Raw genomic sequence first — 26,105 nt, forward strand, 5'->3', positions numbered from 1 at the left:
GTCTCGCACGCACCGCGGGGAGGGCGAGACGCCATGGCCAGGCGCGGGGACGCCCATCGCGGACAACGGCAGGAGCACGACGCCAGATCCAGGAGCGGCTGGCGGGGGATTTCGACGCCGCGCCGGGCGCGAGACGCCAGGTCCGGAAGCGAGACGCCTTGCCCGGGAGCGAGACGCCATCGGTGGGGGCGGGGGCGCCGGGCGCTGGCCCGAGGTCACGCTGCGCGGCCCGGGCCCCGTCCGAGGGAATTCTGGATCCTCATCGCCTCGCGGATGATGGGCACGATCCTGCCGCGCAGATAGTCCTCCCACTGCCAACGCCGGAAGATGTTGCCCAGTGCTTCGATGATGTTCTGCCGCTTCTTCTCGTCGCGCAGCTTCTGGCGGACGGACCCCTCGCCGTCGTCGATCCCGTACTTCCCCGACCCGTCGGCCTCGCCGACGAGCCCCCATTCTTCCCAGTACATGTCTACGAAGGTCGAGGTCCCGTCCGGGAAGATGAACTCCCGCTGGAGTTGCGGCATCGGCAGACCGGCGCGGCTGATGGTGACCCTGCTGACCGATTCGAGGACAGACTGGGCGCCCGGATCGGCGAACGCCACCACCGCCCGGGCCCTCGCGATGCCGACCCTGCCGGCAGCTGCCTCGAGCTCTGACGCCAGGTCGCCCGAGCTGCACAGATTGCGACGCAACGCCTCGTCCGCCGCACACACCGCGCCGGTGAAGGGACTCGACCGCGCGACGTCGACGATCGTCCGCGCCGGGGTCGTCACCGGGATCCCGTCCACCTCGGTCACGACGTCGGCGAGATCGAGATTGTGGCAGATCGTGTTCTTCCTGCGCCTGCTCCCGCTCCCGGGGCGGTGCCTGGTGGTGGTGACCCGCAGGGTATCCATTCCGTGGACGGGGAGGCCGTGCAACACGAGGGCCGACGTGTGGGACATCGCAGTCCCCGGGCTGATGCTCCCCGCCGCGGCCCGCGAGCGCATCTCGAGTATGGCCTCGGCCTGGTCGGGGCCGGTGGGGACGTCCGATGTGAGTGCGTAGACGCCGTGGCGAACGCGGTAGAGCTGACCCGTTCGTTCGGCGTGTTCTCGTGCTCGGCGGCTGTACCCGCGCGCGAGGAGTTCGGCTGCGGACATGACGACTGGGCGGGAGTGATCGGTGCTCATGTCCAAGCAGTATTGCGCTGGGGGAGGCGGGGATCGCCGCAGCGGGGGCCGCTTCCGGCTCGGCCTGTGGAGACGGCCGGGGTTGTGGATTCCGGGGCACGGGCGGTCGTGTGCAGGCGCGTCGGAAAGAGCTCGACGGACTGTCGTCTACTTGACGGACTGCCGGCTACTTGACCGGCTATGCACCGCCCGCGCCCCAGCCGCGCGGCCCAGCCGCGTGCCACCATGGCGTCCCGCCCACACCGCGGTGCACGCGAGACGCCATGGTCAGGGGCGGCTGCAACAGGGGCAGCTGCGGCAGAGCTACTGCGACAGGGCTAGTGCGACTGGGGCGGGCGCCGCAAGGGCGGCCGACGCACGGGCTGCTGCTGGAGGCGCGGCCGGACGCGGGACCGGTCACCTCCGGGACCCACTCACCTCCTCGGCCGGGGCAGTTCGCGCGTGCGCGGGGCGTACCCCCACTGGTGGCGGCCCAACCGCGACGGCGGCAGCAGGGATCCGAAGTCGGGCAGACCGTCGTCGGCGAGCATCTCGTCATCGATCGTCACGCTCACCACGCGTCCGAGCAGCATCGCGCTGGTGCCCAGGTCGATCACGTCATGGCGCACGCACTCGAACGCGATCGGCGCCTCGGCGACCCGTGGCGGCGCGACGACGTCCGAGGGGTCGGCGGTCAGCCCCTGCATCTCGAACTCGTCGACCTCCGGGCCGACGGGCGCCGAGGTGGCGTTCATGACCTCCATCAGCGACTCGGTGCCGATGTTCACCACGAACTCGCCCGTCCCCACGACGTTGCGATAGGTGTCCTTTCGCCCGATCGAGGTCACGGACAGGATCGCCGGGTCGGCGCAGGCGACGGTGAAGAACGAATACGGCGCGAGGTTGGGCACCCCGTCGGCCGAGATCGTCGACACCCACGCGATCGGGCGCGGTGTGATCGACGCGGTGAGCAGGGCGTACATGCCCTTGGCCGGGGGATCATCCGGGGTGTGAACGATGCGCATCCGCCCATTGTGCCGCCGTCTGCGTTGCCGTTTCGGTCATAGCCCGGTGGGGCATGTCGACGCTGCTCTAGCGTGGGGACGAATCGACGGGTGCAAGAGTGAGCGGTCGGCGTTGACTGGTCGGCGAGCGAGAGGAGCCGGGGCTATGGCGGCGAACGACGGGATCCGGATCCCCCTGCGCGACCAGCTGTGGCTGCTCATGGACCGCCCGGACAACCTCATGTACATCAACTGTCTGGTGTGGTTCGCCGAGATCCCCGACTGGGACGAGGTCACCCGGGCCATCCAGACGCGGATGGTCGAGGCCCACCCGGTGTTCCACCGCATCCCGGTCCGCCGGGGCCGCCGCTGGTACTGGGTCGACGACCCCGACTACGACATCTCGAACCACCTCGTGCGCAGCCGGCTTCCCGAGCCGGGCGGTCGCGCCGAGGCCGAGGCCTACATCGCCGAGCAGATGGCGGTGCAGTTGCCGAAGGGGCAACCGTTGTGGCGGGCCGAGTTCATCGAGGGCTACCACGGGCACGAGGGCGAGCAGGAGGGGGCGCTGATCCTGTTCCGCGTCCAGCACGGCGTCGTCGACGGGATCCGGCTCACCCAGCTCGTGCTGGGTCTGTGCGAACACGAGGACGACTCGTCCCTGCCCAGCGTCGGCCGGGATTTCGCGCCCTCCGGCGGCGGCATCCTCGGGGCGGTCACCGGCGCGGGTGCCGGACTGGCCAAGGACTCGTGGGGGATCGCCCGGGGCGTGACCGGCGCCACACTCCGGTTCCCGCTGACGCTGGCCCGCCTGGCGCGGGACGTCGCGGCACCCGGTCGGACGCTGACGCGGGTCCCGACGCGCGTCGTGGAGTCGTTGACGGACAACATCAACGCGGAGAACCGGACCGCCAACACCTACCGGGGCGTCTTCCGGCTGCTGTTCGAGCCGCGATCCCCCGAACTGTCCTGGAGCGGAAAGGCGCACGCGGAGAAGAAGGTCTCCTGGATCGCGGGGCTCGACCTGGCGGCGGTCAAGCGGGTGGCGAAGGTGCACGACACGACCGTCACCACCGTGATGCTGGCCGCCGTGTCCAAGGCGCTCACCGAGTACCTCGACACCCAGGGCGACCGGCGGGTCTCCGACATCAATCTCATGGTGCCGATGGCGGTCTCCCCGGTCGGTGACGAGTTGCCGGAGGAACTGGGTAACCACATCACGCTCATCCTCATGAGACTCCCGTTGTGGGTCGACGACACCGACGAGCTCATCGAGGCGATCACCACGTCGATGACGCGGGTGCGCTATTCCCTCGAGCCGCACGTCAACTTCGCCACCATGCTCACCGTGGCCGTCACGCCCGGCCCGGTGGCGCACGCGGTGATCGACCTGTTCGCCAACAAGACCGTCGGCCAGCTGACCTCGGTGCCCGGGCCCGTCTCCACCGTCTCGCTGGCCGGCAAGCCGGTGTCGGGGATGCTCGGGTGGGTGCCGATGAGCGGCGACCAGGCGTTGGGGATCTGCATCTTCAGCTACGACGGCACGGTCTCCGTGGGCATCGCCACCGACGCCGAACTCATCCCCGAACCGGGAGCGGTCGCCGGGATGATCGAGGGCCAGTTCACCACGTTCGACGGCTGGTACGACGAGGACTGAGCCCGCCGCCGGCCACCGAGGGCCGGCCACCCCGCCGCCGGCCACCACTTCGCCGTTCACCACTGCGTCGGTCACCACTGCGTCGGTCACCACTGCGCCGGTCACCACTGCGGGGCCGGCACCTCCGGGTGCGCGGCGAACCAGGCTCCGATGTAGGACATGTCGATGCCCTGGTCCTCGGCGATCAGCTCGTACATCGTCCGGCTGTCGATCGCCTCGCGCAGGATGTCGGCGTGTCCGGAGTGGCGGGCGATCTCGTTCAGCGCGTGCATCGCCGCCCAGCGTCCGTTGAACGGCGGCTGGCCGGGCGGGAACCACGGCATCTCGGCGGGTACCGGCACCGGGGCGTCGAGGTCGCACGTCCGGAGGTTGTCGAGGGCGGCGGAGTGCCGCCGGTCGAATTCGGCGAGGATCTCCTCGGCGGTGGCGTCGGGGTCGACCCGGTTGACGGTCTCGGCCCAGGCGAACGCCTCCGGCAGCGACCGCCCGTTGCGGGCGCGTCGGGCGCGGCGGCGGCGCGGGCCGTCCAGCTCTCGCCGACCTCGCCGATGTGCAGGATGAGCCAGCCCAGCGTCAGTTCGCTGGTGGGCAGGGGGCAGGCGCGCAGCTGGTCGCCGGTGAGGCCGTGGACGATCGACCGGGCGTTGACGAGCGCGGCGTCGATCCATTCGAGCAGGTTCTCTCGCTCGGTGTCGCGGGTGGCGGGGAACAGGGGCATGACGACTCCTCGTGTGTCGGGTGTTCGTGGCGGGCAGCAGGACGACGGCGTCGGTCGGGGACGACGGCGGCGCCGCCGTGTCAGCGGGTGTGGGCGTACACGTCGCGGAGCAGGCACATCTCGGCGCCATGGTGGATGACCTCACGGTTGATGTGCAGGACCAGGGCGGCCATGGAGTACTCGGCCCACGGGCCCTCGGCCTCGCCCACGGGGGCGGCCAGGGCCTCGGCGTCGAGCGCCCGCACGCCCTCCATCCAGCCCGCGTAGGTGCGATCGAGTTGGGCGAGTCCGCCCGCGGCGTCGCCGGCGTAGGTGTGGGTCATGTAGTCGTGGGGCGGTCCGCCGAAGTGGGAGTGCCACCGGGCGCCGAGGACGCCGACGACGACGTGGCCGATCCGCCACGCGATGGTCGTCAGCGGGGCGGGAACCGGCTCCGGGAACTCGAAGTCGATGGTGTACTCGCCCTCGCCGCCCTGCATGGGCGCGGTGCCGGTCCCACGGGGTCGGACGTCCCAGGTGCGCTCGTCGGCGGCGGGGAAGAAGTGGTATTCGTCGTCGGTCATGCCCCCCAGGCGAGGCCGCAGTTGGCCGTTCCAGTGGAAGTCGAGTTGGTCGACGAGCTGGGCTGTCCAGTCGATGGGGCGGGTCGTGGGGGTCACGGTGGTCTCCTGACGGTGGTGGTGTCCGCCCAGCGTGTCAGCCCATCCGGACAGGATCGGTCAGCTGAGGGTGGGACACTGCTGGCATGACCGAGGACAGGATGCCCACCACCCAGCGCGTGCTGGGCCTGCTCGACCTGCTGCAGCGGCGGTCGGTGTGGACGGGCGACGAGCTGGCGGCCGAGCTGGGGGTGACCACGCGGTCGATCCGCCGTGATGTCGACCGGCTCCGTGACCTGGGGTATCCGGTGGAATCGGAGCGTGGCGCGGGTGGTGGGTACAGGTTGGGCTCGGGCCGGCGCCTGCCGCCGCTGTTGCTCGACGACCGCGAGGCCGTGGCGGTGGCGATCGCCCTGCGGCTGGCCGCGGGCGGCGCCGTGGCGGGCGTCGGCGAACACGCGCTGCGCGCCCTGACCAAACTGGACCAGGTCATGCCCGGCCGGTTGCGCGAGCGGGTCGCCGATGTCGCCGAGTCGATGGTCGCGGTCCCCGGCTCGGACACCCCGGTGGAGCCGGAGCTACTCATCGACCTGGGCCACGCGGTCCGGGGCACCGAGCAGGTGCGACTGGAGTACCGCGACCGGGCGGGCCGCGACACCGAGCGTCGGGTGGAGCCGTACCGGATCGTCGTGCTGGGCCGGCGCTGGTACCTGCTGTCCTACGACCTGGACCGCGCGGACTGGCGCACCTTCCGGCTCGATCGCATCCGGGCCGTCCACCGCAGCCGCTGGCGCTTCACCCCCCGCCCCGACGTGCCCGATCCGGCCGCGCACGTGCAGCACGCGGTGACCGCGGCGCCGTACCAACACCTGGCGCGGGTGGTGGTGTTCGCACCCGCGGCGGAGGTGGTCGAGCAGTTCCCGCCCACCTACGGGACGGTCACCGAGCTGCGCGCCGAGGACCACCCGGACGGCCCGGCCTGCCGGCTGGAGACCGGGGCCGCCGACCTCGACGTGCTGGCCTGGTACCTCGCGCGGTTACCGGGCCCGTTCGCCGTGGAGTCGCCGGACGGGCTGCGGGAGCGGCTGGCGGGGTTGGCCGGGCGGCTCGCGCATGCGGCCGACCCGGGCACCTCCCCCGACTAGGCTGGGGGGCGATGAACCCCACCGTGAGCAACCCGAGCACCGCACAGGCCCGTGTCCTCGTCGACGAGTTGATCCGCCACGGGATCACCGACGTGGTCCTGTGCCCGGGATCGCGCAGCGCCCCGTTGGCCCTGGCGTTGGCCGCCGCCGAGCGGTCCGGCCGGCTCGCCCTGCACGTGCGGATCGACGAGCGCGCCGCCGGGTTCACTGCGCTGGGGCTCGCGCTGGGCTCGAGGCGGCCGGTCCCCGTCGTCGTCACCTCCGGCACCGCGGTGGCCAACCTCCATCCGGCGATGGTGGAGGCGGCCCACTCGGGCGTACCGATCCTCGCGCTCACGGCCAACCGGCCGCCCGAGCTGCGCGGTACCGGCGCCAATCAGACCATCGACCAGGTGGGATTGTTCGGCCCGCACGCGCGCGCGGTCGTCGAGCTCGGCGCGGCCGGGGACCCCGAGTCCGAGCACCGGCACTGGCGCAGCGCGATCGGCCGGGCCATCCTCACCGCCACCGCGGCGGCCGACCCGGGTCCGGTGCAGGTCGACATCGCGTTCCGCGAGCCGCTCGTGCCGGGCGAGGGTGACGAGGATTTCACTCTCGGGGGAGACGCACCGGGGTACGACGACGACGAGGTCGGCGGCGGCCCGGAGGCATGTCGTCTGCCGGAGGGGCGTGCGGACGGTCGTCCGTGGGTGCAGCGGGCGGGGGCGGGGGTCGACTCGGCGCCCGCCGATTCGGCCGTGGCGGTGGATCTCACGCGCCCCACGTTGGTCGTCTCGGGGGTCGGGGCGGCACCGGTGTCGGGGCTGGTGGCGGTGCCGACGGTGGCCGAGCCAGGCGCCCCCGTCCCGCTGCACCCGGTGCACCCGCTGGCGATCCCGGCGCTGCGGCCCGAGCAGGTGGTGGTCACCGGCCGGCCGACGCTGCACCGCGCCGTCACGCGCCTGCTGGCGGACCCGGACGTCGACCTCGTGATCCTCGACGCCGGCCCGCGCTCGCCCAACCCGACCGGTAGCGCCGCCGAGCTCGCCGACTCCGTCCTCACCGGGTGGGGCGTGGACCCCGAGTGGACCGAGACCACGGCCCGCGCCGACGCCCGTGCCCGCGCCGCCGTGGACCGGCTGCTGGACCGGCATCTCGAGACCGGTGCGCCGACGGGACTGCACGTGGCGCGTGCCGTGGCCCGCGGCGTCCGGGCCGGGGACAACCTCGTGGTGGGCGCCTCCAATGCGGTGCGGGACCTGTCGTTCGTGGGCCCGCTCGATCCGGATGTGGCGATGTTCGCCAACCGCGGGGCGTCGGGGATCGACGGCACGGTCTCCACCGCGATCGGGGTCGCGTTGTCGGCGCCGGGGCGGACCGTCGCGCTGCTGGGGGACCTGACCTTCCTGCACGACGTGTCCGGCCTGCTGCTCGGGCCGCGGGAGCGGCACCCCGACGACCTGACGATCGTCGTGGCCGACGACGACGGTGGTGGCATCTTCTCCCTGCTCGAACAGGGGGACCCGCGCCTGGCCGCCGACTTCGAGCGCGTCTTCGGCACCCCGCACGGCGCCGACCTGGGCGCCCTGTGTGCGGGCGCCGGGGTGCCCTTCACCGACATCGACCCGGCCGGACTCGAGGCCCTGCTCGCGCAGCCCGCGTTCCCGAACGGGCACCGCGACGTCGTGCCCGAGGGACTGCGGGTGGTGCGCGTCGCGACCGACCGGCAGGGATTACGCGACCTCCACGCGGCCCTGCGCTCGGAAGCCGTGGCGGACGGGTGACCGCGACGGCCCCGGTCTCTGCCCGGCAGATCCGTCGCGCTCGCCGTATCCGGTGGGGCGTGCGGGTGGTGGCCGTGACCGCGGGAGTGTTCTCACTGCTCACAGCCGTGCTCCTCGTGCTGGCGTGCTTCATCAACGACCAGCGGATCGACCGGGACATGGGCAGCGCCACCGCGTTCGTCACCGAGGTCACCGATCGGCGGGCCGCCGTGGAGTTCGATGCCGGTGGCGGCCGGACCGTCCGACCGGTGACCGGCGTGTTCTACCCGACCGGGCTCGTCGAGGGGCAGCGGGTGCAGGTCGAGTTCCGGCGCGCGAACCCCGATCTGGTGCGGGTCTCGGGACGCAGCTGGACCGTCGCCGTCGTGCCCGCCCTGTCCGTGCCCGCGGTGGTCGTCCCGTTGGCGGCGCTCGCCTACGCCGCCGCGTCACCGAGGGTTCACCGGGCGGCACCACGAGTTCGACGCACCGTTTCTCGCTGATCACCGGCCCGTGTCCCGGCCCGGCGACAGTGGGGTCGTGCGCGTAGCCATCGTCACCGAATCGTTCCTGCCGAACGTCAACGGCGTCACCAACTCTGTCCTGCGCGTGCTGGAGTACGCGCGCCGGCACGGGCATGACTGTCTGGTGGTGGCCCCGTCCGGGCAGGTCGGCTTCTGGCAGGGCGCCGCCGGTGCCGTTCGGGCGCACCCGCTGGTCAGTGCGGTCGCGCCGCTGCTCGGCGGGCCCGGGGCGGACACCAGCGGACCCGACCACCACCTGGGGTACCCCGTCCACCGGGTCACCGCGGTGAGGGTGCCGGTGGTGTCGTCGCTGCCGGTCGGCGCACCCAGCCCGAGCGTGTTCGGCGCCCTACGCGACTTCGGCCCCGACGTGGTGCACCTGGCGTCGCCGTTCGTGCTCGGTGCCGCCGGTGCCGCCGCGGCCCGCGCCCTGGACGTGCCCTCGGTGGCCGTCTACCAGACCGACGTGGCCGGGTTCGCCGACGCCTACGGGATCGGTGTCGTCGCCGATGCGGCCTGGACCTGGATCCGGGCGATCCACGCGAGCTGCGACCGCACCCTCGCCCCGTCGACCGCCGCGATGGAGGATCTCGCGGCCCACGGGATCCCGCGCCTGTACCGGTGGGGGCGGGGCGTCGACACCGAGCGCTTCTCGCCCTCCCGGCGCAGTGCGGCCCTGCACGCGCTGTGGTCCCCGCAGGGGCGGCCCGTCGTGGGATTCGTCGGCAGGCTCGCCCCGGAGAAGCACGTCGAGCGCCTTCAGTCGCTGGCCGACCGGTCGGGCCCGGGGGGAGATCTCCACCTCGTCGTCGTCGGAGACGGCCCCGACCGCCCCGCACTCCAGGCCGCCATGCCCCACGCGATCTTCACCGGCGAACTCCACGGCGACCAGCTCGGGCAGGCCTACGCCACGATGGACGTGTTCTGCCACCCCGGTGAGTTCGAGACGTTCTGCCAGTCCATCCAGGAGGCGCAGGCGTCCGGCGTGCCCGTCGTCGGCCCGGACCAGGGCGGGCCCCGCGACCTCGTGCAGACCGGGGTCAACGGCGTCCTGCTCGACCCGCGCCGGTACGCCGCCGAGGTGTCGCCGGCCGTGGACGCGGTGCTCGCCGACCACGAGCGACTGGCCGCCGGCGCCCGCGCCACCGTCCTCGGTCGGACCTGGGACGCGATCTGCGCCCAGCTCTTCGACCACTACGCGGCGGCGGGCGCCCGGTCCGATTCGGGCAGGGTCGGCGTGGGCAGGGGTGGCATGGACAGGGTCCGCGCGCGCACGATCGTGGTGGACCGGACGGACGCGCGTGGTGTGGGCACGAGCCGAGCCCCACGTGTGGTGGCCTGATCGGCCACGCGCGCCGGGGGCGGGTAGCGTCGACGGCGTGTCCCGCGCCAATCTCGACAAGCAGCCCCGTGACGTCGCGTCGATGTTCGACGGTGTCGCCAAGCGCTACGACCTGACCAACACCGTCCTCTCCGGGGGCATGGACCACGTGTGGCGGCGGCGGGCCCGCTCGTTGCTCGCGCCGCGCCCCGGGGAGCGGATCCTCGACCTGGCCGCAGGCACCGCCGTGTCGACCGTCGAGCTCGCCAAGTCCGGCGCGTGGTGCGTGGCCGCGGACTTCTCGCTGGGAATGCTGCGGGCGGGCGCCGGCCGGGACGTGCCCAAGGTCGCGGGCGACGCCATGAAGCTGCCGTTCGCCGACGACTCCTTCGACGCCGCCACCATCAGCTTCGGGCTGCGCAACGTGCAGGACACCGCTGCCGGACTGCGGGAGATGGCCCGCGTCGTCAGGCCCGGAGGGCGACTGGCCGTGGTGGAGTTCTCCACGCCCGTGTTCCCGCCCTTCCGCGCGCTGTACATGAACTACCTCATGCGGGCGCTGCCGAAGATCGCCACCAGCGTCTCGTCCAACCCGGACGCGTACGTCTACCTCGCCGAGTCCATCCGCGACTGGCCGGACCAGCACGCACTGCTCCAGATCATCGAGGCCAGCGGCTGGGAGCGCGGCAGCGTCACCAACCTCACCGGCGGCATCGCGGCCATCCACCTGGCGCGCCGCCCCGCCTGACCCCGGCTCCGCCTGACCCCGGCGCGGCCTGACCCCGGCGCGGCCGCAGCGAACGCGGCGCCACCCCGGGCGCGCTGCGCCGTCCTCCCGGGGTGCGCGCCGTCTTTGTACGTTTTCCGGCCGCTTGCGCTGCCGCTCTGGTCCATTCCCGACGCGTAACCCGGGCGGGGCAGAGGCCCTACGCGTAATCCGGGCGGGACGGAGGCCCGGGGCGGAGGCCCGGCGGGTCAGTCGGCGAAGAGGGGCCGACGGTCCAGCCTGCGGGCGATCGACCCCGCTGCCCGCCAGCCGCGGGCCACCACATCGCGGTCCGAATTGGCGACCGTGTTGGACATGCACCGCACCGCCGCGGTCATCAGCGCCTGCGAACGCATCCCGACCGGTCCCGCCAGCGGCAGGAACTTCGGATAGGTGAGCAGACGCGCGGCGTCCCGGGCGATCGCGAACGACTCGCCGTAGGTCTCGCGGAGCACCGCGGGCCACGCATGCGTCAGGTCACCGGCAGTGGTGCGCGAGTGCGAACCGGCCGCGCCCACTCTCGAGCCCGGGCCTCCTCGGCCGACACCCGCTCCCGCCAGGATTAACTCCGCAAGCAGGCGGCCGCCCTCGAGCGCGTAGTCGATCCCCTCGCCGTTGAGCGGGTTCACGCACGCCGCGGCGTCGCCGACCGCCGCCCAGTTGGGACCGGCCACCGTCGAGACCGCCCCGCCCATCGGCAACAACGCGGACGTCACCGCCCTCGGCTCGCCGGCCAGGCCCCAGTCGCCGCGGACGCTACGGGCGTAGTGCTGCAGTAGTTCCTTGACCGCGACGTTCGCCGGCCGCGCCGAGGTCGCCAGCGCACCCACCCCGAGGTTGACCTCGCCGTCGCCGAGCGGGAACACCCAGCCGTAGCCGGGCTGGATGGCGCCCGCCTCGTCGCGGAGCTCGAGATCGGAGCCGATCCACGGATGATCATGACGCCCGGACCGGACATAGGATCGCGCGGCCACGGCATACACCGTGTCGCGATGCCAGGTCCGGCCGAGCAGACGACCCACCGGCGACCGCACGCCATCGGCCACCACGAGGGTTCGGCACTCCACGCGACCGCCCTCGGTCCGGACGGCGGTCACCTCGCCGTCGTCGCCTCTCTCCACGTCGGTCACGCGCACGGCGTCATGCACCACGGCGCCCGCCTCTACGGCCGCCTGCCGTAGCCGGTCATCGAACACCGTCCGTCGCACCGCCGACCCGGTCCCACCGTGTTCACCGGCTGGCCACGGCACCCGCCGGGAGTGGCCGAAGCCCCGCAACTCGAGCCCGCGGATGGTGATCCGATCCCGCGCCCACCCGCCGAGACCCAGCCGGTCGACCTCCAACATCGCCCGCGGCGTGAGCCCGTCGCCGCAGGTCTTGTCGCGCGGGAACCGCGCCGCGTCGAGCACGGTGACCTCGCGACCTGCACGCGCCAACCACGTCGCGGTCGCCGAACCGGCCGGGCCGCAGCCCACCACGAGGACGTCCGTCGACGCGGGCAGACCCATACCTGACTCCATGCGCTCCATGGTGGCAGGTCGGCGGGTGCGGCGGTCGCCGGGACCTCGGGCGGGGTGGGGTGCCACCGCCCGCGACGCGGGAACGTAGTCTGTCGGGAAGGGCGGGCCACGCCGACCCTTCACCAGGCGACGAGGACGAGTGGGGATGTCGAGCGATTCAGTGACCGGCACCGCGGAGACGGCGACCGACCACACGGTGGCGGGCGTGGACGTCGGCGACGCCGACCTCGCAGCCGACCTGCGCGAACGGCTCGACGAGGTCGAGAAGCTGCTCGTCAGCCGACTCCAGACCGGCGAGGACTTCCTCTCCGAGGTCGCCCTGCACCTCGTCACCGCCGGCGGCAAGCGGTTCCGGCCCGTCGTCACCCTGCTCTCGGGCTCGCTGGGCCCCGCGCCCGACCGCGAGCGGCTGGTCAAGGCCGCGGTGGTGTGCGAGATGATCCACCTGGCCACGCTGTACCACGACGACGTCATGGACGAGGCCGCCATGCGCCGCGGTGTCGAGTCGGCCAACAGCCGCTGGGACAACTCCACCGCGATCCTCGCCGGAGACTTCCTCTTCGCGCACTCCTCGATGCTCCTGGCCGACCTCGGACCCGAGGCCGTGCAGCTCATCGCCCAGACGTTCGCCGAACTGGTCACCGGGCAGATGCGCGAGACCGTCGGCCCGGGCGTCGGCAGTCGTGACGAGGGTGCCGCCGAGCACTACCTGCGGGTGATCTGGGAGAAGACCGGCTCGCTCATCGCCGCGGCCGCCCAGTTCGGCGGCGAGTACTCGGGGGCGACCGCCGAGCAGATCGGGAGCCTGCGCCGCCTCGGTGACGCCGTGGGGATCGCGTTCCAGATCGCCGACGACATCATCGACATAGCCTCGCCGTCCACCGAGTCGGGCAAGACGCCCGGTACGGACTTGCGCGAGGGCGTCCACACCCTGCCGATGATCTACGCCATGGAGGCGGGTTCGTCGGACAGCGCGCGGCTGCGCGACCTGCTCGCCGAGCCGCTGACCGACGACGCCGAGGTGGCGGAAGCCCTCGAGTTGCTGCGCGCGTCCGACGGTATGCGGCGCGCGCGGGCCACGCTCGAGAAGTACGTTGATGACGCCATGACCGAGCTCGACGTGCTGCCCGCCGGCCCGGCGAACGAGGCGCTGCGTCGGCTCGTGCGCTTCACCGTCGACCGCGTCGGCTGACCTTCCCCCAACGGCCCGGCAGCCGCCCCCGGGCCTGGCGTCTCGCTCCCGCACGGCCCGGCAGCCGCCCCCGGGCCTGGCGTCTCGCTCCCGCGCCTGCCAGTCCCCATCACAGCCGCTCGCTGCCATGGCGTCTGGCGTGCTCATCGGTGACGGCGAAACGCCGTCGCGAGGAGCGGCTGTGGCCGAGGGGCGGGATTCAGTGACGCCGGGGTCAGCGGCGCGGGTACAGCGCGACCTGCGCAGCCTTGACCACGAGGATCACGGGCGAACCCGGGGCCAGCGCGAGTTCGGCGACCGAGCGGCTGGTGATCTCGGCATCGACGCGCTGACCGTCCCGTAGCTCGGCCGTCACCCGCGTCAACGCCCCCGCGGGGACGAGCGAGACCACCCGCGCGGGCCAGGAGTTCCGCGGGCTCGTCGCAGGCGCGTGCGCGGATGGCTGCGTGGGGCTCGTGGGAGCCGGAGCCGAAGTCGGGGCCTGAGTGGAGCCGGTGGGTGCGGGGTCGGTGTGGACGGCCACCGCCCGCGGGTCGACGGTCGCCACCGCCCGCGCCCCCGGCCGCCATCCCGCCGCCGCGCTCGTGCGGACCCCCGAGACGAGGTCGCCGCCGGGGGTGCGCAGGTCGTCGTCGTCGTCGACGATCCCCTCGACCAGTGAGACCCCGGCCAGGCGCGCGGCGAAGTCGGACGCGGGCCGGGCCAGGACCTCCTCGACCGTGCCGGACTGGGCGACGCGGCCGGAGGCGACGACGACGACATCGTCGGCCAACGCCCAGAGGTCCAGCGGATCATGGGTCACCAGGACCACGGCCCGTCCGGTGAGCCGATCAGCGAGGAGACGCCGGACCGCGGGGGCGACCTCCACGTCGAGGGCGGCCAGGGGCTCATCGAGCAGGACGAGCTCCGGATCCACGGCGAGGGCCCGGGCCAGGGCGACGCGCTGCGCCTGCCCGCCGGACAACTCGTGCGGCCTGCGGTCGGCGAGGTCGCCGCACCCCACGGCCTCGAGCTCGGTGCGGGCACGGTCGAGCGCGGCCCGCCTGCCGACGCCACGGGCGCGTGGGCCGTACGCGACGTTGTCCACGGCCGACAGGTGGGGCAGCAGGCCGGGACGCTGCTCGAGAGCCACCACGCGGCGGCGGTGGGCGGGCAGGTGGGTGCGGGGCGAGCCGACGACGCGGCCGTCGAGCCGGACCTCGCCCGAGTCGGGCCGCAGGTGCCCGGCGAGCAGCGACAGGGCCGTGGACTTACCCGCCCCGTTGGGCCCGACGATCGCGACCCGGCGGCCGGCGGGCACGCTGAGGTGGAGGTCGACGTCGCGGGCGGCGACCCGGCAGTCCAGCTCGGCGGCGGGATGCGACGCTGCGGGATGCGACGCGGCGGGACGCGACGCGTCGCGGTGGTCAGCCACGGCCCACCACCGCCCTGCGGGCGACGAGCGCGGAGACCGCCATGAGCGCGGCGGCCACCGCGATGAGCACCACGGCCAGGGCGAGGGCGGTCTCGGTGTCCGCCTCCCGGCTGAGGTAGATCTCCAGCGGCAGGGTGCGCGTGGTGCCCTGCAGCGAACCGGCGAAGGTCAGGGTGGCGCCGAACTCCCCGAGAGCGCGGGCGAACGACATGGTCGCGCCGGCGACGAGGGCCGGCAGGACCAGCGGCAACGTCACGGTCGTCAGGACCCGGGTCGGGGAGGCGCCCAGTGAGGCGGCGATCCGCTCGAGGCCGGAGTCCACCGAGCGCAGCGCGCCCTCGAGCGCCACCACCAGGAACGGCATCGCCACGAACGTCTGCGCGATCACCACGGCCGCGGTCGTGAACCCGATCTCGATGCCCAGCACGGACAGGTGCTGTCCCACGACGCCGGTGCGCCCGAGCGTGATGAGCAGGGCCAGGCCGGCCACGACCGGGGGCAGGACCATGGGCAGCGCGGTGACCGTCCGTGCCAGCGCCGCCATCGGCCCACTGCTGCGGGACAGCACCACCGCCAGTGGGGTGCCGAGCAGGATGCACAGGACCGTGGAGAGCGCGCACGTGCGCAGGCTCAGTAGCAGGGCGTCGCGGGCGGCCTCCGAGGCGAGGAGTTCGGGAACCCGCGCCCACGGGACACGCGCGGCCATGCCCGCCAGGGGCAGGGCCGCCAGCAGGACGGCGAGCACCGCGGCCGCGAGCAGCCAGCGGGGGAGCGGGGGCCGGGTCACGGCGGACCGAAACCGTGCTCGGCGAGGACCGCGCGACCCTCGGGGCCGGTGACGGCGTCGACGAAAAGGCGGGCCATCTCGGAGTCCGCGGCGCGGTCGAGGACGGCCACCGGGTAGACGTTCGGCACCGCGTCGGCACCGGCGATCGGGACCCGCTCGACACGGTCGGCGACGGCGCGGGCGTCGGTGGCGTAGACGATCCCCGCGTCTGCCTCGCCGGAGGTGACCTTGCCGCGCACGTCGGTGACGGTGGACTCCTCGCTCACCGGGGCCAGGTCGATCCCCGCGGCGTCCGCCAGCGTGCGGGCCGCCGCACCACACGGCACGACGGCCGCGCACACCACGAGTCGTGCGCCGTCCAGCGAGTCGTCGAGACCGGTGATCCCCGCCGGATTGCCGGGCGGGGTGATGAGGGTGAGCACGTTGGTGGCCAGCGGTGTGGGCTCGCCGGCGACCAGGCCCTCGGCGACGGCGCGGTCCATCGTCCGGACGTCGGCGGAGGCGAACACGTCCGCCGGGGCACCGCCGGCCAGCTGGTCCACCAGGCCGGAGGAGCCGTCGAAACCCAGTCGGATCGACACACCGGGATGCGCCCCCTCGAACTCCTCGGCGATCTCGGTGAACGCCCCGCTGAGCGACGCGGCGGCGAAGACGGTCAGCTGCTGCGCGACCTCGTCGTCGTCGCCCCCGGACGCGCACCCCACCAGCGAGGACAGGCCCACGGCGGCGACCAGCGCGGCGGCGCGGAGCCGACGTCTACCCCCGCCTATGCGGAACGGCACCGTCGGCGGGTCAGCGGTAGTTGGTGAACTGCAGCGCGACCTCGAAGTCGGCACCCTTGAGCAGCGAGATGCACTCCTGCAGGTCGTCGCGCTTCTTGGACGACACACGGATCTCCTCGCCCTGGATCTGCGCCTTGACGCCCTTGGGGCCCTCGTCGCGCAGGAGCTTGGTGATCTTCTTGGCGTTCTCCTTGTCGATGCCCTGCTTGAGCGAGCCGACCAGGCGGAACGACTTGCCCGACGGCATCGGGTCGCCCACCGCGAGCGCCTTCATGCTCAGCCCGCGGCGCACCAACTTCTCCACGAAGACGTCCTTGGCGGCCAGCACACGGTCCTCGGAGTTCGCGACGATCTCCACCGCGTCCTCGCCCTTCCACTCGATGCTCGCGTCGGTCCCGCGGAAGTCGTAGCGGGTGCCCAGCTCCTTGGCGGCCTGGTTCAGGGCGTTGTCCACCTCCTGGCGGTCGAACTCCGAGACGATGTCGAACGAGGACTCCGAGGCCATTGACGTACTCCTGTCGTTGGGGGATGTCCCGGCCAGGCTACCCGCCACGGCCGGGGCCCGAGGCGGCCACGGCCAGGGCTCGAGGCGGCCTCGGGCGGGCCCGGGAGGCCGCCGCCGCACCACCCCTGAGCACCCCGATTTGGCACCAGGGGTCACAGCCGTTGTATCGTGTCGTAGCGCCCTTGAGGTGCACGCCAGATTGCCCGAGCGGCCAAAGGGAGCGGATTGTAAATCCGTCGGCTTAGCCTACGTTGGTTCGAATCCATCATCTGGCACGCGAGACCCCTGCCACAAGCGGGGGTCTTCGTGCATTTCGGGACCTGTCGCCCGGGAATCCGTGAAAATGTGAACTCGCGCGGTCCCCAGTGTCACGACCCCACGACCTGTCACGCCGCATCTCGTCGAGAAGAATCGAGGTGAGACGTATCCACGACGGCCCCGGCTCCGAACCACCGGACATGACACTCCTTTCGATGACCGCCGCACATCGGATGACGACCGGCGACCTGCCGGCGGGCCTGGGTTCCGCAGTGGACGACTGGGCCGATGACCTCGGGCGGACCACCCGCTCCGGCAAGGGGATGCGTTCAGCGCTCTTCGACGCCGTGTACACCACCTCCGGGGGCACCGACGAGGCCGTGCGGGCCGCCGCGGGCCAGGCACTGGAGTTGCTGCACGAGGCGTTCCTGGTCCACGACGACCTGGCGGACGGGGACGACCAGCGCCGCGGCCAGCCCAACCTGCAGGGCCGCACCACCGCGCGGGCCACCGCCGGGGGGATCGGGACCGAGGCCGCGGGGCACCTCGGACAGGTCGGCGGGCTGCTCGGCGGCGACCTGCTGCTCGTGGCCGCGATGGCCGACTTCGCCCGCCTGCCCGTGCCGGCGCCACTGCTGCACCGTGTGCTCGACGAGGTGCAGGGCGCGGTCGTCGCGTCGATCGCCGGGGAGTACGCGGACGTCCACGGCTGCGTCGAGCGCGAGCCCGCCGACCGGGAACGCGCGCTGGCGATCGGCGCGGCCAAGACCGCCGCCTACTCCGTGTGCCTGCCCCTCGTGCTGGGCGCGATGCTCGGCGGCGCGCCCGACGAGGTCATCCCCCCGCTGCGTGAGGCCGGCCGCCACCTGGGGACCGCCTACCAGGTGATCGACGACGTGCTGGGCGTGTTCGGGGATCCGGCCGTGACCGGCAAGTCCAACGAGGGCGACCTGCTCCGGCGCGCACCGACCGTCCTGCTGGCCCACGCCGCCACCACCGAGGCCTGGCCGCGGATCGACGCCGCCCTCGGTCGTCCGGCCGCCGACCCCGCGACGAGGAACGGCCACACGCCCGACCCCGACACCGCGCGCGAGCTGCTGCGCGAGTGCGGCGCCCGCGAGCACGCGGTGGGCATCGCCGAGGACCTCATCACCGCCGCCCGCGCCGCGCTGGACTCCCCGGCCGTGCCGCACGACGTCCGGGCCGCGCTCGGCCCCCACCTGGCCACCGCCCTGGAGAGGACCCGATGACCCAGCAGAGCCCCCACGCGGAGTTCACCGACGCCGCCCGCCGGTGCAGCGAGGTGATCCTGCGCCGGTACTCCACGTCGTTCGCACTGGCCTGCCGACTGCTCGCACCCGCCACCCGCCCGCACGTCGCCGCGATCTACGCGTGGGCGCGGGTCGGGGACGAGGTCGTCGACGGGGCGATGGACGACCCGGTCGCCGCGCGCGAGCTCATCGCCGAGGCGCGCCGCCGGACGCACCGCGCCATCGAGCGCGGGTTGGACCCCGATCCGGTGACGCACGCCTTCGCCGACACCGCGCGTCGGTTCGGGATCGACGCGCGCCTGGTGGATCCGTTCTACGACTCGATGGAGGCCGACATCGACGTCACCGAACACACCGAGGAGTCGCTGCGTCGGTACATCCACGGGTCGGCGGAGGTCATCGGGGAGATGTGCCTGCGGACGTTCGCCGGTGGGGGACTGGGTGACGACGACGAGATGGCCGCCGGAGCGCGCGCACTCGGAGCGGCGTTCCAGAAGGTGAACTTCCTCCGGGACATCCGGGAAGACTTCACGGAACTCGGTCGCAACTACCTGCCGGGCCGTGACCCGCGGGCACTGACGGAGAAGGACGTACGCGAGTTGGCCGACGACGTGGACGCGGACCTGCGCATCGCGCGGGCGGCGATCAACCGGATCCCGGGCCGCGACCGCCTGGCGGTGGCCGCAGCCCACGACCTGTTCGCCGAGCTCAACGATCGCCTACGGGCGGCCGGGGCATCCGGGGTGAGCGCGGGCCGGGTGCGGGTGCCCGATCCGGTGAAGCTCGCGGTGATCGGCCGCGCTGCAGCCGGGCGCGGCCGGTCCGGCGCCCGCCCCGGTGCCGCGCGCGGTGGGGCGGTGGCCCGATGAGCCGCCGGCACGCCCCGGAGGGGCCCGTCGTCGTGGTGGGCGGCGGCATCGCCGGCCTGGCGACCGCTGCGCTATTGGCCCACGAGGGGCGCGACGTCACGCTCGTCGAGGCCACCGACTCCGTCGGCGGGCGCGCGGGCAGCTGGTCGGCGGGCGGGTTCCGCTTCGACACCGGCCCCTCCTGGTACCTCATGCCGGAAGTGTTCGACCACTTCTTCCGCCTCTGCGGTACCTCCGCCGACGAGCAGCTGGACCTGGTGCGCCTGGACCCCGGGTACCGCGTGTACTTCGAGAACCGCCCCGAGTCGGTCGACATCCGCTCGGATCGCGCGGCCTCGACCGCCTTGTTCGAGTCGCTCGAACCCGGCGCCGGCCGCGTGCTGGGCAGGTACCTCGACTCGGCGCGGACGACCTACGACCTCGCGCTCAAGCGGTTCCTCTACACCAACTTCACCTCGTACCCGGCCCTGGTGCGCCCCGACGTGGTGGCCCGGGCCGGTTCGCTGGTGGCCCGCCTCGTCCAGCCGCTGCACTCGTTCGTGGCCCGCCGGTTCAGCGACCGCCGCATCCAGCAGATCCTCGGCTACCCCGCGGTGTTCCTCGGGTCCTCGCCGTACCTGGCGCCGTCGATCTACCACCTCATGAGCCACCTCGACCTCACCGACGGTGTCCTCTACCCGCGCGGAGGGTTCACCGAGGTGATCGCCGCGGTCCGCAGGGTCGCCGAGCAGCAGGGTGTGGTCATCCACACGGGCACCGAGGCGATCGAACTGGTCACCACATCCGAGGGCGCCCGCGCGCGCGGGTCCCGCCGGTCGAAGGCGCAGATCAGGGGCGTCCGGGTGCGCGACCGGGCCGGGGCGGAGCGGACGCTGCCGGCCGGCCTCGTCGTCGGGGCCGCGGACCTCCACCACCTCGAGACCCGGTGGCTCCCCGAGCACCTCCGCACCTACCCACAGTCCTACTGGGACTCGCGTACCCCCGGGCCCGGAGCACTGCTCATGCTGCTCGGTGTGCGCGGTGAGCTTCCGCAACTGGCCCATCACACGCTGCTGTTCACCGACCGGTGGGAGGAGGGGTTCGACGCCATCTTCGGCGAGCAGCCGCACATCCCCGACCCGGCGTCGCTCTACGTCTGTCGCCCCAGTGCCACCGATACCGACCCGGACGCGGGCATCGCGCCGGAGGGGCACGAGAACCTCTTCGTCCTGGTGCCCATCCCCGCGGACCCCTCGCTGGGCCACGGCGGCGTCGACGGTGCGGGGGACGCCACGATCGAGGCGGCCGCCGACCGGGCCATCGCCCAGATCGCCGACTGGACCGGGATCGACGACCTGGCCGAGCGGATCGTCGTGCGGCGCACCATCGCCCCCGCCGACCTCCAGGACGACCTCGGCGCGTGGCGCGGCACCGCCCTCGGGCCCGCGCACACCCTGGCGCAGAGCGCGTTCTTCCGCACCCGCAACGTCAGCACGCACGTCGACGGGTTGTACTACGCCGGCGCCTCGACCATCCCCGGGATCGGGCTGCCGATGTGTCTCATCAGCGCCGAGCTGATCCTCAAGCACGTGCGCGGCGACACGGGCACCGCGCCCGTGGCGGAGCCCGGCGGGGGCACGGTGTTCGATCGGGGCACGGTGTTCGATCGGGGCACGGTGTTCGACCGGTGATCGGGCTGGCCTACCTGGCGGTCCAGGTCATCTCGTTCGCCGGCATCCTCGTCATCGACCACCGTTGGAAGCTCGCGGCGTTCCGCGCGCCGGCCGCGACCGCACTCGCCGTGACCGCGGCGGTCGCGTTGCTGCTCACGTGGGACGTCCTCGGGGTGCGCAGCGGGGTGTTCTTCCGCGGCCAGACCGACTTCATGACCGGCCTGCTGGTCGCGCCGGAGATCCCGCTCGAGGAGGTCGTGTTCCTCGCGTTCCTGTCGCACCTCGCACTGGTGTGCGCGACGGGCGTGGTCACGGCCGTCGAGCACATCTCGCGGCGGCGGGGCGCGCGGTCCGGCGGCGCACGGTCCGGCGGCGCCCAAGACAACGGGGCCCAGAACGACGGCGCGCAGAACGGCGGGGCCCAGAACGGCGGCGCCCAGAACGACGGGGCGGGGGCGCGGCCGTGAGCATCTACTCGACCATCAACGCCACCATGGCCATCCCGGTGGTCGCAGCCGCCCTCATCGCGCTGTGGCGCCTGCGGGGGGCCGACCGCCGACGCTGGCTGATCGGGGTCGGCGGCTCGCTCGTGGTGCTGCTCGTCCTCACGGCGATCTTCGACAACATCATGATCTCCGCCGGACTCGTGGCCTACGACGACGCGCTGACCAGCGGCATCCGCCTGGGCGTGGCGCCCATCGAGGACTTCGCCTATGCCGTCGCCGTGGCCGTGTTCATGCCCTCGGTGTGGTTCGTGCTCACCGCCCGGCCGCGGGCCGGTGCCGTGGCGGGCAGTCCGACGGTGTCGGGCCGGGGGGACGCGGCCCTGGCGGGCACCCCGGAACCGGGGGAGGACGACGACGACAAGGTCCGCACCCCCGAGCGGCCCGCGACACCAGGTCTGCTCACCACCCTGTTCTGGTCGTCCCGCCCGGTCTCGTGGGTGAACACCGCCGCCCCGTTCGCGCTGGCGTACTTCCTGGCCACGGGCGGTTTCGACCTGCTGGGCGTGATCGGCACGCTCTTCTTCCTGGTGCCGTACAACCTCGCGATGTACGGGATCAACGACGTCTTCGACTACGAGTCGGACCTGCGCAACCCCCGCAAGGGCGGCGTGGAGGGGTCGGTCCTCGAGCGGTCGCGGCACACGGCGACGCTCGTGGCCTCGGCCGTGACGACGGTGCCGTTCCTGGCCTACCTCGTCGTGGTCGGGACGCTGGAGTCGTCGCTGTGGCTGGCGGCGAGTGCGTTCGCGGTGATCGCCTACAGCGCCAAGGGACTGCGGTTCAAGGAGATCCCGTTCGTGGACTCCGTCACCTCGGCGTTCCACTTCGTCTCGCCGGCGATCGTCGGGTGGACCATCGCCGGCGCGGACCTCGGCGGCGGGGTGTGGGCGTGCCTCATCGCGTTCATGCTGTGGGGCGCGGCGTCCCAGGCGTTCGGCGCCGTGCAGGACGTGCGCTTCGACCGCGAGGCCGGCCTGAAATCGGTCGCCACCGTGCTCGGTGCCCGGGCAGCCGTGTGGTTCGCGCTGGCCTGCTACGCCGCGGCGGTGCTGGTGTTGCTGATCGCCGCGCCGTGGCCGGCGTCGGGGGCGGCGTTCGCGATCCTGCCGTACCTCTCCACGGTGGCCGCCTACACGCGGGTCACCGACGCCACCGCCGAGGCGACCAACGAGGGCTGGAAGCGCTTCCTGGTGCTCAATATGCTGGCCGGGTTCTGCGTCACCCAGCTCATCCTCTGGTCGGTGCTCGTCTGGGCGTGAGCCCGCGCCGCCTCACCGGCTGATTCGGCCGACCGGGCCGGGTCAGCGCTGGACGCGCTCCAGCCACCGCCGCGACGGCGGGCTCGACCGCCAGTTGAGGAAGATCGTCCGGAATGCCCGCGAGAAGCGTCGCCGCATGGCCGCGGGGTCGTCGAAGGGTCGGGCCGAGATCCCCACGGTCAGGGAACGGTCGACCAACAGGCGGTCGTCGGCGCCGAACTGGAACGACAGGTCGATGTCGTCGTGCAGTTCCGGGTCGGTGCGGTTGACCCCGTCGCGCACCCGCTCCCAGGCGCTGCGGCGCATCGCCAGGTTCGAGCCGAACAGGACGGGGTGGGCCATGGCGGCGCCGACGGAGACGAAGAACGCGTCCATGTAGAGCAGCTTCGCGGCGCGGGCCCGCCACCCCTCCAAGCCGATGAACTCGCCTGGGCCGGAGATGGCCACGAGTTCGGGATCGGCGGTGAACGCGGCCTCGATCCGGGCGAGCCACCCGGGTCCGGGCCGGGAGTCGGCGTCGAGTCGGGCGATGATGTCGCCCGTCGCGGAGTCGTAGCCTGCCGCGGCCGCTGCGGGGATGCCCCGCACGGGCTCGACGGCCACCCGGACCCCGATCCGCGCATCCGCGGCCAATGCCACCGCGACGCTGTCGTCCGAGCACCCGTTGTCCACCACCACGACCTCGTCGGGCAGCCGCGTCTGTGTGGCGAGGGAGGCCAGGGCGCCCTCGAGTTCGCGGGCGTCGTCGAGGACGGGGATCACCACGGAGATGCGCACCCGGCCATCCTGCCAGCGGGCCCGGCGGGACAGCGCCCCACCGGGCGATTTGTGCCGCGTTCGGCCGTGTGTGTAATCTGCTAAAGGCTTACGCGCCAAGCGGTTGGGTGACCAACAGCGAAGCGCGGCCCGCCCCCTTAGCTCAGTCGGCAGAGCGTTTCCATGGTAAGGAAAAGGTCGTCGGTTCGATTCCGACAGGGGGCTCGCACTGTGCGGGGCGGCTCGATCGTCCGACTGGCAGGGCATGCCGGTGTAGCTCAGCTGGTTAGAGCGCACGACTCATAATCGTGAGGTCGGGGGATCGAGTCCCCCCACCGGTACTCTCAACACGAAGGCCGCCCGCTCGCCGCGGGCGGCCTTCGTCGTCTTCTCGACTCCTACGGCATCAGGGTCTGATCACACCCGGCTCACGTCCCGTGCTCCGGTCCCGAGGACGAGGTCCCCCGCGTGTCCCGGGATCCCGGTTCCGTCCTTCTCGAGGGTCGGCCGCAGGAGGAGCATCGCGATCGCGATCACCGCGAGAACGGACACCTCGTGGACCAGCATCCCGATCGACATGGTCACGCCCCCGAGGAACAGCCCGGCAAGAAGCGCGGCAACGGTCACCAGGGCGATGGCGATGTTGAGTCGCATGGTGCGGACGGTCCGCTTGGCCAGGGAGAGCGCGTACGGGAGCCGCGGGAGCCTGTCCGCCATCAACGCGATGTCGGCGGTTTCGATCGCGGCCGGCGAGCCGGCGGCTCCCATCGCCACCCCGATGTCGGCCAGTGCCAATGCAGGGGTGTCGTTGACCCCGTCACCGACCATGGCCACGGTGTGGCCGCGGGACTGCAGCTCGCGCACGATCTCGACCTTGTCCTCCGGCATGAGCTCGGCACGGATCTCGTCGACCCCGAGTTCGGCGCCGACATTACGGGCCACCCGCTGGGCATCGCCGGTCGCCATGACGACCCTGATCCCTGCGTCGTGCAGTGCCCTGACCGCTGCCGGGGCGTCGTCACGGATGGTGTCGGCGACGGTGACGATCCCGACCGCCCGTCCGTCGACCCCGACAAACATCGCGGTCCTGCCCTGGTCGTTGAGTTCGAGGATCCGTGCGTTGTCAGGCCGGTGGTCGAGTAGATCCGCGGAGCCCACCGCGACCACTCGGCCATCCACCTCGGCGCGGATGCCCTTGCCGGCGACGGGCTCGGCCGCTTCGACCAGGTCGATCTCCAGTCCCGCCTCCCGGGCACCCGAGATGATCGCCTCGGCGAGCGGATGCTCGGACGCGGTCTCGGCTCGGGCGGCCAGCCTCAGGACGTCCTCACGCGAATAGTCGTCGTCGAGCACGTCCACGTCGGTCAGGACCGGCCGACCGTTGGTGAGGGTGCCGGTCTTGTCGACGACGACCGCGTCGACCCGGGCCGCACTCTCGAGGTACTCGCCGCCCTTGATGAGAACACCGTCCTTGGCGGAGCGGCCGATCCCGGCGACGATCGACACGGGGATCGAGATCACCAGGGCGCCGGGGCAGCCGATCACCAGGAGGGTGAGCGCGAGCTCGATGTTGCCCATGGTGGCGACCAACGACCAGGGGATCAGGGCCACCACCAGCGCCGAGATCATCACGGCGGGGGTGTACCAGGTCGAGAACCGTTCCATGAAGGTCTGGGTGCGGGCCTTGTCGTCCTGCGCGTCCTCCACCCGGTGGACGATCCGGGCGAGGGTGGTGTCGGCACCGATGCCGACGGCCTCGATACGCAGGACTCCCGACCGTAGCCAGGTGCCGGCGAACACCTCGGAGCCCTCGGACTTCTCGGCCGGGACGGACTCGCCGGTGATGGTGGCCTCGTCCACGCCGCCGTTGCCGGAGAGCACCCGGCCGTCGACGGGGACCTGCTCCCCGTTGCGCACCAGCACGAGGTCGCCGGGTTCGAGTTCCCAGACCTCGACGGTCTCCGGCTCGCCGTCACGAAGGATGGTGGCGGTCTCGGGCGCCGAGTCGACGAGGTCGGACAGGGCCCGGCGAGTGCGGTTGAGAGTCGCCTTCTCCAGGGCCTTGCCGAGGGCGAAGAGGAAAGTGACCGCCGCAGACTCCCAGTAGTTGTCGATGAACATGGCCCCGACGGCGGCGACCACGACCAGCAGATCGATCGAGATCATCCGGATCCGAAGCGCCTGAACCGCCGAGACGGCGATCCGGTAGCCGGCCACGAGAGCGGCGATGATCATCAATCCGTCCGCCACCGCGTCGGCCGAGGTGAGTCGGCCGACGAGCCACGAGGCGACGATGAGCAGGCCGGAGGCCGCCACCACGCCCCAGGTCTTCCATGATTTCAGCATTGTCCTGTCTCCTTCGGTCGCCGTCGTGCGGTCGGTGTCGTCGCGTCAGAACGCCGACGGCTTGACCGCGTAGCCGACCTCGGCGACCGCTGCGACGAGATCACGTACCGAGACCTTCGCGGGGTCGTAGTCGACCAGTACTCGTCCGGAGGCGAACTTGACCTCCGCGGACTCGACACCGTCCAGACCGTTCAACTTGTTCTCGATCTTCGCGATGCACGACGGGCACGAGAATTCATCCGAACGCAGAACGATGCTCTTGACCTGTTCGCGGACACTCATGGTGATCCCAGCTCCTCTACGGTTGCTGTTCCTCGGGGGAACGGTGCACGTTCCTTACGTGCATCTCCGAACCTAGGAG

The 26,105-nt window shown here is 72.5% G+C and carries 24 protein-coding genes, 3 tRNA genes and 1 pseudogene; 15 read left to right on the top strand and 13 right to left on the bottom strand.

Going from position 1 to position 26,105, the window contains the following annotated elements:
- Positions 1 to 215: 215 nt before the first annotated feature.
- Together Q2K20_RS03670 and Q2K20_RS03675 are read right to left on the bottom strand one after the other, a co-directional pair.
- Positions 216 to 1,172 (bottom strand): type IV toxin-antitoxin system AbiEi family antitoxin, encoded by a 957-nt coding sequence (locus tag Q2K20_RS03670; RefSeq protein ID WP_269502002.1) that lies wholly within the window; start codon positions 1,170 to 1,172, stop codon positions 216 to 218.
- Between the two features lie 413 nt (positions 1,173 to 1,585).
- Entirely contained in the window at positions 1,586 to 2,176 is a 591-nt protein-coding gene (locus Q2K20_RS03675) for a flavin reductase family protein (protein ID WP_069389108.1), read from the bottom strand.
- 145 nt (positions 2,177 to 2,321) lie between these two features.
- On the opposite strand from Q2K20_RS03675, the gene Q2K20_RS03680 reads away from it, so the two are divergent.
- Positions 2,322 to 3,812, top strand: coding sequence for a WS/DGAT domain-containing protein (locus Q2K20_RS03680; RefSeq protein ID WP_269501999.1), 1,491 nt, complete (start codon positions 2,322 to 2,324; stop codon positions 3,810 to 3,812).
- Between the two features lie 101 nt (positions 3,813 to 3,913).
- Here the strand turns inward: Q2K20_RS03680 and Q2K20_RS03685 are convergent, their stop codons facing one another.
- The 3 genes and pseudogenes from Q2K20_RS03685 to Q2K20_RS03695 form a co-directional block, all read right to left on the bottom strand.
- Entirely contained in the window at positions 3,914 to 4,411 is a 498-nt protein-coding gene (locus Q2K20_RS03685; protein ID WP_317176937.1) for a DUF664 domain-containing protein, read from the bottom strand.
- A pseudogene (locus tag Q2K20_RS03690) lies at positions 4,363 to 4,530 on the bottom strand (hypothetical protein); the annotation flags it as partial. The gene Q2K20_RS03685 and the pseudogene Q2K20_RS03690, both read right to left, overlap by 49 nt.
- Positions 4,531 to 4,610: 80 nt before the next feature.
- A complete protein-coding gene (locus Q2K20_RS03695) occupies positions 4,611 to 5,168 on the bottom strand; it encodes a DinB family protein (RefSeq protein WP_067717037.1) in 558 nt (185 codons plus the stop codon).
- 107 nt (positions 5,169 to 5,275) lie between these two features.
- Between Q2K20_RS03695 and Q2K20_RS03700 the strand changes: the two genes are divergently transcribed.
- Genes Q2K20_RS03700 through Q2K20_RS03720 form a run of 5 tightly spaced genes read left to right on the top strand, consistent with a single transcriptional unit; the run spans position 5,276 to position 10,609 of the window.
- Positions 5,276 to 6,274, top strand: a complete 999-nt coding sequence (locus Q2K20_RS03700) for a helix-turn-helix transcriptional regulator (protein ID WP_119193409.1) — start codon at positions 5,276 to 5,278, stop codon at positions 6,272 to 6,274.
- Between the two features lie 11 nt (positions 6,275 to 6,285).
- Positions 6,286 to 8,037 carry a 2-succinyl-5-enolpyruvyl-6-hydroxy-3-cyclohexene-1-carboxylic-acid synthase gene (menD, locus tag Q2K20_RS03705; RefSeq protein WP_269501995.1) on the top strand — a complete coding sequence of 584 codons (1,752 nt, stop codon included), beginning with the start codon at positions 6,286 to 6,288 and terminating at the stop codon, positions 8,035 to 8,037.
- Positions 8,034 to 8,519, top strand: a complete 486-nt coding sequence (locus tag Q2K20_RS03710) for a DUF3592 domain-containing protein (protein WP_120284180.1) — start codon at positions 8,034 to 8,036, stop codon at positions 8,517 to 8,519. Before menD ends, Q2K20_RS03710 begins: the two co-directional genes overlap by 4 nt.
- Positions 8,520 to 8,556: 37 nt before the next feature.
- Positions 8,557 to 9,882 carry a glycosyltransferase family 4 protein gene (locus Q2K20_RS03715; RefSeq protein WP_372509963.1) on the top strand — a complete coding sequence of 442 codons (1,326 nt, stop codon included), beginning with the start codon at positions 8,557 to 8,559 and terminating at the stop codon, positions 9,880 to 9,882.
- Between the two features lie 37 nt (positions 9,883 to 9,919).
- Positions 9,920 to 10,609: a demethylmenaquinone methyltransferase gene (locus tag Q2K20_RS03720; protein ID WP_269501989.1), complete on the top strand. Its 690-nt coding sequence runs from the start codon at positions 9,920 to 9,922 to the stop codon at positions 10,607 to 10,609.
- Positions 10,610 to 10,836: 227 nt separating this feature from the next.
- On the opposite strand, the gene Q2K20_RS03725 is transcribed toward Q2K20_RS03720, so the two are convergent.
- Positions 10,837 to 12,156, bottom strand: coding sequence for a geranylgeranyl reductase family protein (locus Q2K20_RS03725; RefSeq protein WP_372509964.1), 1,320 nt, complete (start codon positions 12,154 to 12,156; stop codon positions 10,837 to 10,839).
- A gap of 136 nt (positions 12,157 to 12,292) precedes the next feature.
- Here Q2K20_RS03725 and Q2K20_RS03730 point away from each other — a divergent pair, with 136 nt between their 5' ends.
- Positions 12,293 to 13,339, top strand: a complete 1,047-nt coding sequence (locus Q2K20_RS03730) for a polyprenyl synthetase family protein (protein ID WP_067716856.1) — start codon at positions 12,293 to 12,295, stop codon at positions 13,337 to 13,339.
- Positions 13,340 to 13,553: 214 nt separating this feature from the next.
- Here Q2K20_RS03730 and Q2K20_RS03735 read toward each other — a convergent pair whose 3' ends face one another.
- Genes Q2K20_RS03735 through Q2K20_RS03750 form a run of 4 tightly spaced genes read right to left on the bottom strand, consistent with a single transcriptional unit; the run spans position 13,554 to position 16,827 of the window.
- The gene (locus Q2K20_RS03735; RefSeq protein ID WP_269501985.1) at positions 13,554 to 14,753 is read right to left on the bottom strand and encodes an ABC transporter ATP-binding protein; all 1,200 of its coding nucleotides are present in this window, start codon (positions 14,751 to 14,753) and stop codon (positions 13,554 to 13,556) included.
- Positions 14,746 to 15,540, bottom strand: coding sequence for an ABC transporter permease (locus Q2K20_RS03740; RefSeq protein ID WP_372509965.1), 795 nt, complete (start codon positions 15,538 to 15,540; stop codon positions 14,746 to 14,748). The genes Q2K20_RS03735 and Q2K20_RS03740 overlap by 8 nt, the downstream gene beginning before the upstream one ends.
- Positions 15,537 to 16,322, bottom strand: a complete 786-nt coding sequence (modA, locus tag Q2K20_RS03745; protein ID WP_269501984.1) for a molybdate ABC transporter substrate-binding protein — start codon at positions 16,320 to 16,322, stop codon at positions 15,537 to 15,539. The genes Q2K20_RS03740 and modA overlap by 4 nt, the downstream gene beginning before the upstream one ends.
- Positions 16,323 to 16,332: 10 nt before the next feature.
- A complete protein-coding gene (locus Q2K20_RS03750) occupies positions 16,333 to 16,827 on the bottom strand; it encodes a YajQ family cyclic di-GMP-binding protein (RefSeq protein ID WP_269501983.1) in 495 nt (164 codons plus the stop codon).
- A 193-nt stretch (positions 16,828 to 17,020) separates the two neighbouring features.
- Here Q2K20_RS03750 and Q2K20_RS03755 point away from each other — a divergent pair.
- The 6 genes from Q2K20_RS03755 to Q2K20_RS03780 all read left to right on the top strand — a co-directional run bounded on the left by Q2K20_RS03755 (position 17,021) and on the right by Q2K20_RS03780 (position 22,642).
- Positions 17,021 to 17,102, top strand: a tRNA-Tyr gene (locus Q2K20_RS03755).
- Between the two features lie 198 nt (positions 17,103 to 17,300).
- Positions 17,301 to 18,335, top strand: a complete 1,035-nt coding sequence (locus tag Q2K20_RS03760) for a polyprenyl synthetase family protein (RefSeq protein ID WP_227022218.1) — start codon at positions 17,301 to 17,303, stop codon at positions 18,333 to 18,335.
- The gene (locus Q2K20_RS03765; protein ID WP_096907005.1) at positions 18,332 to 19,225 is read left to right on the top strand and encodes a phytoene/squalene synthase family protein; all 894 of its coding nucleotides are present in this window, start codon (positions 18,332 to 18,334) and stop codon (positions 19,223 to 19,225) included. The genes Q2K20_RS03760 and Q2K20_RS03765 overlap by 4 nt, the downstream gene beginning before the upstream one ends.
- Positions 19,222 to 20,895 (top strand): phytoene desaturase family protein, encoded by a 1,674-nt coding sequence (gene crtI / locus Q2K20_RS03770; RefSeq protein ID WP_269501981.1) that lies wholly within the window; start codon positions 19,222 to 19,224, stop codon positions 20,893 to 20,895. Before Q2K20_RS03765 ends, crtI begins: the two co-directional genes overlap by 4 nt.
- Entirely contained in the window at positions 20,892 to 21,344 is a 453-nt protein-coding gene (locus Q2K20_RS03775; protein ID WP_241504443.1) for a lycopene cyclase domain-containing protein, read from the top strand. Before crtI ends, Q2K20_RS03775 begins: the two co-directional genes overlap by 4 nt.
- The gene (locus tag Q2K20_RS03780; RefSeq protein ID WP_313312399.1) at positions 21,341 to 22,642 is read left to right on the top strand and encodes a prenyltransferase; all 1,302 of its coding nucleotides are present in this window, start codon (positions 21,341 to 21,343) and stop codon (positions 22,640 to 22,642) included. The genes Q2K20_RS03775 and Q2K20_RS03780 overlap by 4 nt, the downstream gene beginning before the upstream one ends.
- A gap of 42 nt (positions 22,643 to 22,684) precedes the next feature.
- On the opposite strand, the gene Q2K20_RS03785 is transcribed toward Q2K20_RS03780, so the two are convergent.
- The gene (locus tag Q2K20_RS03785) at positions 22,685 to 23,419 is read right to left on the bottom strand and encodes a glycosyltransferase family 2 protein (protein WP_067716838.1); all 735 of its coding nucleotides are present in this window, start codon (positions 23,417 to 23,419) and stop codon (positions 22,685 to 22,687) included.
- Between the two features lie 131 nt (positions 23,420 to 23,550).
- Here Q2K20_RS03785 and Q2K20_RS03790 point away from each other — a divergent pair.
- Together Q2K20_RS03790 and Q2K20_RS03795 are read left to right on the top strand one after the other, a co-directional pair.
- Positions 23,551 to 23,623, top strand: a tRNA-Thr gene (locus Q2K20_RS03790).
- A gap of 42 nt (positions 23,624 to 23,665) precedes the next feature.
- Positions 23,666 to 23,739: transfer RNA gene (locus Q2K20_RS03795), tRNA-Met, on the top strand.
- Positions 23,740 to 23,815: 76 nt separating this feature from the next.
- Here the strand turns inward: Q2K20_RS03795 and Q2K20_RS03800 are convergent.
- Both Q2K20_RS03800 and Q2K20_RS03805 read right to left on the bottom strand, forming a co-directional pair.
- Positions 23,816 to 25,741 carry a heavy metal translocating P-type ATPase gene (locus tag Q2K20_RS03800; protein ID WP_227022234.1) on the bottom strand — a complete coding sequence of 642 codons (1,926 nt, stop codon included), beginning with the start codon at positions 25,739 to 25,741 and terminating at the stop codon, positions 23,816 to 23,818.
- Between the two features lie 48 nt (positions 25,742 to 25,789).
- On the bottom strand, positions 25,790 to 26,026 hold the full coding sequence (locus Q2K20_RS03805; RefSeq protein WP_067716832.1) for a heavy-metal-associated domain-containing protein: 237 nt from the start codon (positions 26,024 to 26,026) through the stop codon (positions 25,790 to 25,792).
- Positions 26,027 to 26,105 lie beyond the last annotated feature (79 nt).

The organism is Dietzia sp. IN118 (assembly GCF_032905965.1).
Classification (GTDB): domain Bacteria; phylum Actinomycetota; class Actinomycetes; order Mycobacteriales; family Mycobacteriaceae; genus Dietzia; species Dietzia kunjamensis.